The following is a 12,239-nucleotide window of genomic DNA, read 5'->3' on the forward strand; positions in this document are numbered from 1 at the left end:
ATCCCCCATTTTATTCTGTAAACAGAATAAAATGGGGGGTTTTTATAATTTTTAAATAAAAATATCATTTTTACTTTACTATTAAATATTAATTTAGTATAATTCTAATGTAATCATTATTATCAACCTCAACAAGTGAACAGCATCATATTTCATTTATACGTAGGAAAGGAGAATAAAAGAATGGAAAACAAATGCCCGTTCCATGGAAGTGTGACGAGTCATGCTTCAAACAAAACAACAAACAAAGACTGGTGGCCGAATCAACTAAACTTAAGCATTCTTCATCAACACGACAGAAAAACGAATCCCCATGACGAAACGTTCGATTATGCAGAGGAATTTCAAACACTCGACTATTGGGCGTTAAAAGAAGATTTGCGTAAACTCATGACGACAAGCCAAGATTGGTGGCCTGCCGACTACGGACATTACGGCCCACTGTTTATCCGCATGGCTTGGCATTCTGCAGGGACGTATCGCATTGGCGACGGACGAGGCGGTGCTTCAACGGGTACGCAACGGTTCGCCCCATTAAACAGTTGGCCAGACAATGCGAACTTAGATAAAGCACGTCGCCTGTTGTGGCCGATTAAACAAAAATACGGCAATAAAATTTCGTGGGCAGATTTAATTGTGTTAGCCGGCAACGTGGCGATTGAGTCAATGGGTGGAAAAACGATCGGTTTTGGCGCTGGTCGCGAGGACGTATGGCATCCAGAAGAAGACATTTATTGGGGAGCGGAAAAAGAATGGCTCGCCTCAGAACGCTATACAGGCGATCGCGAATTAGAAAATCCGCTTGCCGCTGTTCAAATGGGGCTGATTTATGTCAACCCAGAAGGTCCTGATGGCAACCCAGATCCGCTTGCGGCGGCACGTGACATTCGCGAGACGTTTAAACGGATGGGAATGAACGACGAAGAAACAGTGGCGCTCATCGCAGGCGGACATACGTTTGGGAAGGCGCATGGGGCTGGTGCTGCGTCGCATGTCGGCCCTGAGCCAGAAGCAGCTCCGATTGAAGCGCAAGGGTTAGGATGGCTTAGCTCGTACGGAAAAGGAAACGGTCGCGATACGATTACAAGCGGTCTGGAAGGCGCTTGGACGCCAACACCTACGCAGTGGGATAACAGCTATTTACAATTGCTTTTTGAATACGAATGGCAGTTGACGAAAAGTCCAGCTGGTGCGTATCAATGGGAAGCGGTGAATATAAAAGAAGAACATTTAGCGCCTGATGTGGAAGATGCCAATGTGAAAGTGCCGCCGATGATGTTGACGACGGACTTAGCGTTACGCTTTGACCCGATATATGAAAAAATTGCTCGTCGCTTTTATGAACATCCAGAAGAATTTGCGGATGCGTTTGCTCGTGCTTGGTTTAAACTCATTCATCGCGACATGGGGCCGAAAACGAGATATCTCGGTCCAGAAGTACCGAAAGAAGATTTCATTTGGCAAGACCCGATTCCAGAAGCAGAGGTTGAATTAACGGATGCGGAAATTGAAGATATCAAAACGGAAATTTTACATTCAGGGTTAACGATTAGCGAACTTGTGAAAACCGCTTGGGCATCCGCTAGCACGTTCCGTAACTCCGATAAGCGTGGCGGAGCGAACGGTGCGCGCATTCGGCTTGCGCCGCAAAAAGATTGGGAAGTAAACGAACCAGAGCGACTTGCGAAAGTGCTTGCCGTTTATGAAGACATTCAACGCGCGCTCCCTAAAAAAGTGAGCATCGCCGATTTAATCGTACTTGGTGGCAGTGCGGCGGTCGAGAAAGCAGCGCGCGATGCTGGCTTTGACGTCCACGTACCGTTTATGCCTGGACGAGGCGATGCTACGGAAGAACAAACGGATGTGGAAAGCTTTGCGGTATTAGAACCGTTCGCGGACGGATTCCGCAATTATGAAAAGAAAAAATATCGCGTCAGCCCTGAGGAATTGCTTGTCGATAAAGCCCAATTGCTCGGCTTAACCGCCCCAGAGATGACGGTATTAGTCGGTGGCTTACGTGTGTTAGGAGCGACGTATCGCGATCTTCCTCACGGTGTATTTACAGATCGCATCGGTGTGCTCACAAACGATTTTTTTGTCAACCTCGTCGATATGAACTATGAATGGGTACCGAAAGAAGACGGCATTTACGACATTCGCGACCGGAAAACGAAGGCTGTTCGTTGGACCGCCACTCGTGTGGACTTAATTTTCGGCTCAAACTCGATCCTTCGCTCATACGCTGAATTTTACGCCCAAGACGACAACAAAGAAAAATTTGTCCGCGACTTTATTCAAGCTTGGGTGAAAGTGATGAACGCTGACCGTTTCGACCTTCGGAAAAAAACAAAAACATCGGTTACGATTTAAAGGAGAAAAAGCAGGTGGACGATCGTCTTCCCTGCTTTTTTATTGTTTAGTACGAACAGCTGTTAATGCATCAAGCAATTTTTCAGCCCGTTTAAGAACATCGATCGTACTTGTCAAATCAAGTATCCCATCTTTGTTTGTTATTATATAGTTTTCTAAAACTGCCACCGTCATATATCTTCCGTTTCCGAATCGACTTGGCTTCTTCACATGTAGTTGAAAATCCCTCGATTTCTCGAGCACTTTCTGGCACCAATTCGTACGAAGATACGCCCTTTTTTCTTTGTCAGCTACTTCAATTTTAACACATAATTTTTCTTGTTCTAGCTGCAGATAGAGCTGACAATCACCTCCGTTTTTCCAATGCCACCAAAATCCATAAAAACCACCTTGCGGGTTAGAAACATAATCCCACTCCCCTAAAATACCCGCGTTTTGAAGTTCACTATAAAACCCTTGCCACGCAAGTCCTTTCCATTCATTTAAAGGAGCTGTTTTGTATTTGTTATAAGCTTCTTCAATCGATAACAGATGTTGATAATAGTCATTGAATATGGAATCTGTGATATTTCGTTTATATCCCTCTTGTAAAATCGCTAACATATCTTTCCGTAAAAACGGCTTGTACCCTGCGGCTTCCACTGTATCGTAATTACTTTGATTTCCTATTTTGTAGTAGATAGGAAGTTGATAATGATACCCTCGCTTTTCTACCGCCGCACGATATCGCGCCAGTTGATTCGTATGATCGCGTGTATATGTTTTATCTTCTATGAGAATGGCATATTTGTGATTTATAACAGCTAATATATCTAAACCATCGACTTGTCTAGTAATGGAAATGTGCTCGATGTTTGGACAAAGCTGTCCGTGCTTTTGAAATATCGCTTCAATAAAACTTTTTCCTATGTCATGCAATGGTGGATTTATCTCAGAAAATTCATGGTTTGCCCAATCGATTAACCAGCATAAAAAAGCATCTTGTGATAGCTCACTTGTGGCGTACGAAAATAAGTTAGGTTTATTCATCGTTTCTTTTCTCCTTTTGACATAACCGATATGTAAACTCATTTCTCATAAATAACGATCCCGTCACGCTCAATTTAGCGAACAGTGACAGGCACTGTTCGATATTCGTATCAATCACAAACTTACGATTAGAGCTCATACAACTCTCCCGCCATCGACATATTCAGCAAACTTATCGAAAGTGGTTCCGGATAGTCCTGTCAATCGATAGGCTTCACGGTAAAGGAGCGCTCCTTCCTTTGCAGCTCGTATCACCGCTTCGGCAAAACGGCGACCAATGCGCATATTTTGAATAGCATAAAAGTTACCCCCACCGTCCGTTTTTGTTTCTTCCTCTTCTTGTCGAAGTCGCTTAACATACGCTTCATAAAACAAAAAGAACTCTTCTTTTGCAATGAGTTTTAAGTCTAGAGCTCTGCGGGCGGCCACAATTTCACTAATTTTAAAATGGCGGGCAATTTGTTTAAAACGATCTTCTGAAGTGCCGACACGCTTCCATAAATGAAACAATTCGTCTTCAGGGGCAAGAAACTCCGCTGCAGCTTCGTTACACATATTTTCAATTTTAATATCAGCAGGTTGAAGATTGGCTAAATCGAACGCAGCGCTCGCCCCATACCAAACATGGGCAAGTTCGTGTGCCAGCGTAAACATTTGCGCTGCCTTCCCATCTCTTCCGTTCACAAATATGAAAGGAGCATAATCATCAATAAGGACAAAGCCGCGAAACTCAGCAACGTCTAATTTTCGATGCGTATTATTGCCGACTATTCCGTTAATGACTACAACAATTCCAATATCTTCAATTTTTTTAATAAGAGTTCGTAAAGCTTCCTGCCAATTCGGTTGCTTCGATGCCCAATCATTTTCTAAACCTAACGTTTTTCTCATATTTCTGGCAACAAGTTTTGGATTCGTTGATAAGTTCGCACGACCTACATAATCCAGAGGTTGGTTGCCTAGTCGAATTAAATAATCGCGCATCCATTGTTGCCGTCTCTCCATCGTTTGAACCGTTTCCAAAAGATTCGGACTCGGTTGCCCGGCTCCTTCATCCTTCACCGTTCGATAATGGGGAATACTCAACTTCTCCTCAGGTGGATTTGAAAGAAAGAAATAACCAAGAGGAATAGAAGTCGCTTTGGCAAGCTTTTCGAGTTGCTTCAGCGTCGGTTGGCTCTCTTGGCTAATCCATTTATCGATATGAGGAAACTGATCTTTCAGCTTATCCAAACGATCCGCACGTTTCATCGCCCATTGCAAGACGCTCGGTTTTACCTCAACCTTCGTCATTATTCCCACCCCCTATTACATATAATATAACACAAATACTGGAAAAGAAAGATGAGTAATTAAAATTAAGCCAACTCACTTTTTTATCTTTTAACATAGCTCCGAGAAAAAATTCCCACTTCAAGAGTTAGCTAATTGCCGATTAGTTTATCAGTCACTAAATTTATTTGTCAAATTTTTTTACAACACCAAAAAAGGACGCCTAAGCGACGTCCTTTTCGCAACGCAAAATCGATCATTCCATCTGCTTCGATTTCACTTTTGACACTCTCTCCACTTTGACAACTTTTCGATCAACACGACGTAAATCATTTCGACCAACATAACATAAATCGTTTCGATCAACACGACGCAAATCACGTAACATTCTTGATAAGTCTCTCGATTGAGTAAGCACCGCTTGAATGAGTTGCACCGTTCCATAACAAGCATCCGTATCTAATCTTTCGTTGTCTGTATGTTCCCACTCGTATCCTGCAGATAAGTTTACGCTTTGAATGCCATGTTCTGCCCAAATTCTCGTATCGCTACTTCCACCAGCCGTACATGTCCAATGAGTCAATCCAATGTCACGAGCTACTTGTTCAAAAAACTGTCCGTAGCGAATATCGCAAAACGGTTGAATGGTGCCACATGATGTGACGATATCACCACTTCCCCGCCGATCAACAACAATCGCTGCATCAACGTCCCATAGAAAATATTCCTCTAGATTCCGCGCTCCAACAAGTCCGCACTCTTCTTCTACGGTAAAAACAAATTTTATCGTTCCGTTAAATGAAGATGTGTCAAGCCATTTCGCCATTTCAAGCAACACCGTCACTCCAGCGCGATCATCCGCCCCTAAAATCCCTTCACTACTCGACCAAATCGCTCCTTGTTTCACAATTGTTCTTCCTGGCGCAAATGCTTCTACCGTATCTAAATGAGCGTTCAACAAAATCGTCGGTCCATGTCCTGTTTTGCATTTCTTTTGTGCAAGCAAGTTTCCGTATTGATCTGTTGTGATGCGATCGACATATGGCGCAAGTTTCTCATATACGGCCGAGCGAATATTATGTTCATTTCCGCTCTCCCCTGAAATGCTAAGCAACTCTTCCAATGTATGCAAAAACAACATTTTCTGGATATATTGTTCTTCTTGTTCTAACCAATCGATTTGTACTTTCCGCATGTTCTCCGCGAGATCAAGAAGTCGTTCTCTGTTCATCCGAAGCGTGACCCGATGAGGATAAGACTGTAATAAATGAGCATTAGCGTGTAGTGCACGGAACAACTGCATGACTTTCTCCATGTTTGTTTGGTTATCAAAATATATACGCGGTAATCCCTCCCCGTGACCATCACAGCAAGAAACGGTACGTAACCCCAAACGATTCAACTCACGAATGATACCGCTCATATACGTATCCAACTCAAACACTTTCGGCTCTTCTAGCCCTAGTGACTCGCTAACTCCGCGCCCCGGAACATCGACTGCTTTCAGCCATTGTTTTTCACTAATCGGCGGACGAGCAATTGTTAATACACCGTCACAGAACGTATAATCGACATTCGCTACGTCCAAACTTGTCAATAAAAACTCGACGTTTTCTTTTCTCTCGTTTGTGCAAATAAACTCATTCGGACTTTTTTCCTCTAAAATAAAACCTTGACGAATAAATAATTGGTTCCATGTTTTCATGGCGTCATCACTCCTTTTCGTTATTTACAAGTTCAATATAAAAAAAGAGCGATGACACACATGTCATCACCATTCATCGTCAAACATAAACGTATAATCACTGCGATACATAATGATATAATCGACAAGACCGTTATAATAGTAGGCCGTTTCTCCTCGACATGAGCATGAGTCGATGATCGTAGACACTCCAATACGTCCTAGCTTTTCCCGAAGACGCTTTACTTTTTGAACGAACGTATTTGTAGGAATGTCCCCATTCCGTCTCGATTGGAAAAATACCTCCGTATCATATTTCGTTGCCGGACGCTCTTTGTTTGTTTCCACTAAAAAATAACAAAGCATTTCCGCAGGATCGCGTGGCAAACATACTTCGCTACCGTGATAAGATACAACATTTTCGCGATCGGAAAAATAAAGAACGACTGTATTTTTAGGAGGATTCATCATCACTTGTTCACATTGTTCTTTTGAACAATACTCTTTTCCACTCGCCGTCCATTTCGTAAATGCTTGCATCGTTAAAATGTTTTCATTTCGCTGCAACCATTCATGCAAAAACGAAAGTTCCGCAGGTTTCTCTTGAGCGCTTATGTAATCAGGAAATTGCGCTACTGATTGATACGTTTTTTCCGCGATAAACAAGGCGCTATTCGCCAAATAAAGATGCGCATAATATAGCTGTCGTTCATTTAAACAAAACTCGCGATTCGAATACGTCTTTTGATATTCAAGCGCTTGTTCAAAATAACGAAGCGCCTCTGTGTAGCGCTGTTCGTTATACGTTAAAAACCCGAGACGATAATAGGCAATCGGATTTTCCGAATCATATCTCAACGCTTTTTGAAACGCTGTTTTCGCCATACGCTCGTCTTTTCTAAGCTGTGTTTTCAAATATGTTCCATAATGAATCAAATAACTCACGAGCTGTTTTTTCACATACTCAAACCCATGTTCCTCTTTTTCCTCTGCTGAACAACGGGATAAGTAACGGACCATTTTCTCATACACATCGACAATTTCATAATAAACCCAATCTTTTGCCTCACCGCTATTTAGCTCTTCAAGAAGTTGTTCTTCGCGGTCGTATAATGTATCTAAGGTTATTTCGGATCGTCTCATGAAATTCTCCTTTCAAAAGAACAAAGTTACGAACCGTTTACGTTTTCTTCCTTTTTCTTCTGCAATCTGCTCGTGCGAACTTGCTCGAAATACCGTGTGAATTCGGACTCTCCTGAATAAGACAAACATAAGTATTCTTTCGCCCGTGTCATGCCGATATACAATAACGATACTTCCCGTTCACGGTCTTCTTCGAGTGCAAATGGCATGTTGTCCACATTGACAATAAACACCGCTTGAAAATCAAGTCCTTTACTACTTTCAATTGTGCTAATTTTAACGGTTTCTTCATCGCGGGAAAATTTTCGCTTTGTTGTTTCATCTTCCGCGAGCCAATAATAAGGGATTTGCTCTTTTTCCAACGTTCGCTTGATGACATCGATGATGCTTTGTTTATGCGTTCGTTTCACTCGATACAAAATAAGCATTTCCGAATACGGCACGTTTCTCTCTTCACGTAACCGTTTCATTTGCTTCGCAACAAATTTCATCTCTTCCCCAAAGTTCGTTTCTTTTACAATTGCCGGCTCCGGCCCTTTCCGCCGCGTACTTTGTGGGGCGATAATTTCCCCTTCGAACTCGCCCAGAACATAGACAACTTTTTTCTTATCATCGCTAACGGATGAAAAAGCTTTCACCACGGAGTAGATGTTGCTCTGTGCCATTGCAGAAATGTTCGACATGCTGCTTCAAACTATAAGCATCGTCAGCCCCAACTCCTACAAAAAACACGTTGTTTCCTTTAACAATATCCACACTTTCAAATAATGAGCAAACATCCAAACTTTACTTATATTCAATGTTCGCTTTTGGAACTGGATCTCCTGTCCACTTGAACTTAATATAGACGTCTTCTCCGGTAAATTGATCCTTAACAACTTTATCTAAACGTCCGCTTGATATTATTTGATAAATTTCATACTTCATGACATTTTCCCATGAAGTGGCCGTGTAGCGGTTATCATAAAGAAATATGTTATCACTATATTTTCTCCAAATTAGAATATCATCACCATACATGTGATATTCGTACGGAAATTCTTTTGTCGGTTTTTTTAGTTTAAATGGCTCATTAGGGAGATCTAATCGTTCTTTTTTTGAAGTCCAAAAGACAAAATACTTTAATTTCGGAGTGGTAATTTTATAAATATCAAAATTTACAATCTTCACACTATCCGCTCCTATCGTTCATGACTGTTTCTTTTCTGTATTCACTTGATATAAAGCAACGATCATAAATACACAGATAATGCTAATTCTCTAGCTTTTTAATCGTGCTGACAACAGAATGACGCGTCAAGATGCAATCTCTATATTACAAAAAAATTCTGTATTTTTATTTTAAACAAAGGTCATGTCCCAAAGTTTTTCCCTTTTCTTTGCCAGGAAACTCTTAAAAAGTCACAGTAAGATATTTATTCCTCATTAAAAAGCTCATATGCATCCACTATTTGTTCAAACGTTCCTTCGTCTCTCACCGGAAATAGCGGTCTTCTTAACGCATGCGCTTGGTAGCACTCGTAATAGATGACGGTGTTAATCGTACCAAGGATGACTTTTTCTTCCGGTTTAACCGACACAGAGTAAATTGGACAACGTAATTTTTCAAAAATTACCGACATACAATTTTCATCCTTTTAAAAAAAATTATGCAATCCCTTTCCCAGGGAAGAGGGATTTGCTTAGAAAGGGATGGCCCCAGAATATTTTTACTACAATTGTCGTTAGTAGCTATATCTTTATATCTGGACTCCATAAGTTATCAAAACCGTTCACAGTCGAGTAGTGATACAAATTTTGTAACTTTTCTGGTACGTACATTTCAAAATTTCTTTCGACTATATCTTCCTTTAGCGTAACAAGTTTCTCATTCCGTTCAATGAGGGCATTCAAAAACGGCGTTTTAGCGACACGGTCTCGTTTTGAAATATTGCAATTACGACATGCTAGCACTAAATTCCACAAATGATCCGCTTGCACAAAGCTCCACGGGATAAAATGATCAACGTGAACAATCGATCGCTTACCTAATGTTTTTCCGCAGTAAAAGCATGTATTCTCTCCAAAAGAAATGAGAATATGATAAAATTCATCGAGTGAGGACCTTTTGGATACGTTCTCTACTTTCGTTAATATATGAACGGTATCTTCTGCTTTATTATATTTTTCTAAAAACAAAGCAAGATGATAATTTGTTAAATATGTAAGCACTCTTTGATACTTCAGCATAAATTGGTATACCTTATCATTCAACTTCATGTACTCTTTCTTCAAATCAAATTCATAAATAACGCCTTGTGAATCTCCATAGAGCGCTCCAATTACGTAACGTTTCGCCTTTATTTTTACCTTTTGTATCACTAGTGTTGCATAAATATTGTCTTAATTTTCAGTTTTATTATTTTTCCTGTTTAGAGCCAAAAAGGTAAATACCCAATCAAAGGTGGCTCCATCCATTTGGAAATTTATTGACAATCAGACCTGTGCGACGACGACAATTTACTTATTAAGGGATAGCTTTTCCTTCAATTTTTCGAAGCCAGATATGCGCTGGTTTCCACAATGCAGCCCTTAAATAACGGCTAATTTGTAAGGTTTTTCGCGTACTATTTGTTTCGATTTGTGCCAGAACATGTAGGCAAAAAACAATAAGTGCAATAAACACTTGATTTTGAATCGCCCATTCACTTTGACCATAGAATTTTTTGATGCTGAGATGTTGTTTGATCCATTTAAAAAACAGTTCAATTGCCCATCGTGATTTGTACATCTCGGAAATTTCTTCGGCGCTTAAATCAAAACGATTTGTGATTAAATGGAGTTCATTTCCTTTTGAATCCATCACTTTTAGAAGGCGAAAGTAATTTTCAGCACGGTTTTGAGTTGTGCCAATCAATACCATTTGATCCGACAAAACACTCGTATCTTCGGGTAGTTTAAAATCATAAACTTCCCGGATAACAGCGTTTTTCCGTAGTCTGGAAAGAAAGAAGTAGCCGTCATCCGTCATACGATCAAAGCGCTCATAGTCTAGATAGCCACAGTCAAACACATACATGCATTCTTTGTCATCCACCATGATTTCAAGCTGTCCACGGTCATGTTCTCTTGCCGTTGTCATCAAAGCTTTTTCAGGATAGGATATCCCCTTTTCCATAAACACAAGGCGCAAATGCAGCTTTACACCAGCCTTTGTTTTGCGAAACTCCGCCCATTTATGATTGGTCAAATTAAGTGGCAATGTGCTTGAATCAATGATTTTTAAAGGCATGACCCGTTTTGTGTAGTGTGTTTTGGCATGAATTTTTGCGACTAAATCAAGAAAAAGCTTTTGAAATAGATCTGGATTTATACCATTTAATCGCCGTGACAACTGTGAAATACTAATAGAATTAAGATCGACCCCTTTTTGCAGTTGGTCATCAAAAAGGCAATCGCTTAGCGCATGGAGACTTTCGATTTCTTCCAATTGCGCAAAAAGCAGTAATTTTAGAAATGACTCTGTCGTTAATTTTTTCGTATAGTAATCTAATTTCATCGTTTTCACCTGTTCTTCAAATAATTGAAGATTTATTGGCGAAAACCATTGTCCAAATGAAGTTTTTCGTGTAATCTTGTCCATGCGTATGTCCTTTTTAGTGGATTTGGATGGGTTACCACCTGACTTATCCATTATAAAGGACTTTTTCTTTGCACAAAATAAAATAAGTGAAGATTCCGAGTCTTTTTAATATTAAAATTTAATTAATGCAACGCTAGTGCTTTTGTATAAGTTCTAGCTGTAGGACCAAAGAAATTTTGTCAAACCGAAAATCACTCGGGATTTCATACTTCTTTTGAAAACCTGTTAACACTTTCTCGATTTCGGAATTCTTCATTGAATGGTTGGCTTGTCTTAAATGATGATGAATAACTAAATTCCAGTAAATTTTTGTGAACGATTCAAACAGACGATCATAACTCAATTCTAGGTTTCCGTTCACGCTATATAAATTTTCAATAAGTGCTTTAATAAGTCCAAACTTATAAGTAGTTGTATTTTTTGATTTAGACGAAAAAAATACATTGAACATTTGCCAAATTTGTTGTTCTGTTAAGTATTGTTCTTTGATTTTCCCAATCTGTAAATCCCAGCCCACCTTAACTCCCCCTCAATCGATAGGGATAACTATAGAACAAAAGCACGTTTGTATTTATACTAAAAACCACCCATGGTACTAGATAAAATCGGGTAAGTATAAACATAACCCTTACCTGTGGGATAAAAGTGTTATTCAACATTTGACAGGAGAATTCCCGCATAAGACGATTTATATTTTGGTTACAGTAGATAAAAAATTCAAAAACAATATACCGCCATTCTCTTTTTTGTTTCTCCCCAACTCTCATCCACTCGAATGTATTTACGACACCGCAATCGTCATTTCGTGACACAAGAAAATACAGTAACCATGGCCGTTCATCTACTAGGAAAACTGTTGGGCTGCTCATTTGAACACGCATCGTATCACTTTGTGACTGGAAATCTGTTCGGTATTCAAACTTTTCTTGAACGTTCAACGTTCCCGATACAATCGCCGTTGTCGATGGCTACGCTACGTGACCGAATGAATTCAACCTGAGATCGGCAAACGTGGACAACACTATACCTATGGGGTCGTAGATAGCATGCCGATCGAGTTGTGTCGTCACGCCAGAATACAACGTGTCCAGTATTTCAGGATTTAAGGTGGCATCCAAC

11 protein-coding genes and 1 pseudogene are annotated in these 12,239 nt (G+C 40.3%); 2 read left to right on the forward strand and 10 right to left on the reverse strand.

Annotated elements, in window-relative coordinates; translation table 11 throughout:
* The first annotated feature begins 183 nt into the window (after nucleotides 1-183).
* A complete protein-coding gene (gene katG, locus ES017_RS08020) occupies nucleotides 184-2,370 on the forward strand; it encodes a catalase/peroxidase HPI (protein ID WP_042535426.1) in 2,187 nt (728 codons plus the stop codon).
* 39 nt (nucleotides 2,371-2,409) lie between these two features.
* On the opposite strand, the gene ES017_RS08025 is transcribed toward katG, so the two are convergent.
* The 10 genes from ES017_RS08025 to ES017_RS08070 form a co-directional block, all read right to left on the reverse strand.
* Entirely contained in the window at nucleotides 2,410-3,399 is a 990-nt protein-coding gene (locus ES017_RS08025) for a PD-(D/E)XK nuclease family protein (protein ID WP_042535428.1), read from the reverse strand.
* A gap of 135 nt (nucleotides 3,400-3,534) precedes the next feature.
* Entirely contained in the window at nucleotides 3,535-4,692 is a 1,158-nt protein-coding gene (locus ES017_RS08030) for an ImmA/IrrE family metallo-endopeptidase (protein WP_042535430.1), read from the reverse strand.
* Between the two features lie 235 nt (nucleotides 4,693-4,927).
* Entirely contained in the window at nucleotides 4,928-6,376 is a 1,449-nt protein-coding gene (locus ES017_RS08035; RefSeq protein ID WP_042535432.1) for a M20/M25/M40 family metallo-hydrolase, read from the reverse strand.
* A 66-nt stretch (nucleotides 6,377-6,442) separates the two neighbouring features.
* Nucleotides 6,443-7,498, reverse strand: a complete 1,056-nt coding sequence (locus ES017_RS08040) for a tetratricopeptide repeat protein (protein WP_171334981.1) — start codon at nucleotides 7,496-7,498, stop codon at nucleotides 6,443-6,445.
* A gap of 26 nt (nucleotides 7,499-7,524) precedes the next feature.
* Entirely contained in the window at nucleotides 7,525-8,181 is a 657-nt protein-coding gene (locus ES017_RS08045) for a 3'-5' exonuclease (protein WP_253263380.1), read from the reverse strand.
* 103 nt (nucleotides 8,182-8,284) lie between these two features.
* Nucleotides 8,285-8,668 carry a hypothetical protein gene (locus ES017_RS08050; RefSeq protein WP_171334982.1) on the reverse strand — a complete coding sequence of 128 codons (384 nt, stop codon included), beginning with the start codon at nucleotides 8,666-8,668 and terminating at the stop codon, nucleotides 8,285-8,287.
* Between the two features lie 245 nt (nucleotides 8,669-8,913).
* Entirely contained in the window at nucleotides 8,914-9,120 is a 207-nt protein-coding gene (locus tag ES017_RS08055) for a hypothetical protein (RefSeq protein WP_171334983.1), read from the reverse strand.
* A gap of 109 nt (nucleotides 9,121-9,229) precedes the next feature.
* Entirely contained in the window at nucleotides 9,230-9,751 is a 522-nt protein-coding gene (locus ES017_RS08060) for an HNH endonuclease domain-containing protein (protein ID WP_253263381.1), read from the reverse strand.
* Nucleotides 9,752-10,004: 253 nt separating this feature from the next.
* A complete protein-coding gene (locus ES017_RS08065; protein ID WP_171334984.1) occupies nucleotides 10,005-11,120 on the reverse strand; it encodes an IS4 family transposase in 1,116 nt (371 codons plus the stop codon).
* Nucleotides 11,121-11,253: 133 nt separating this feature from the next.
* The gene (locus ES017_RS08070; protein WP_216367495.1) at nucleotides 11,254-11,637 is read right to left on the reverse strand and encodes a hypothetical protein; all 384 of its coding nucleotides are present in this window, start codon (nucleotides 11,635-11,637) and stop codon (nucleotides 11,254-11,256) included.
* A 198-nt stretch (nucleotides 11,638-11,835) separates the two neighbouring features.
* On the opposite strand from ES017_RS08070, the pseudogene ES017_RS15965 reads away from it, so the two are divergent.
* Nucleotides 11,836-12,220, forward strand: a pseudogene (locus tag ES017_RS15965) (transposase family protein); the annotation flags it as partial.
* Between the last annotated feature and the right edge of the window lie 19 nt (nucleotides 12,221-12,239).

This window comes from Anoxybacillus sp. EFIL (assembly GCF_013096955.1).
Classification (GTDB): Bacteria; Bacillota; Bacilli; order Bacillales; family Anoxybacillaceae; genus Anoxybacillus; species Anoxybacillus ayderensis.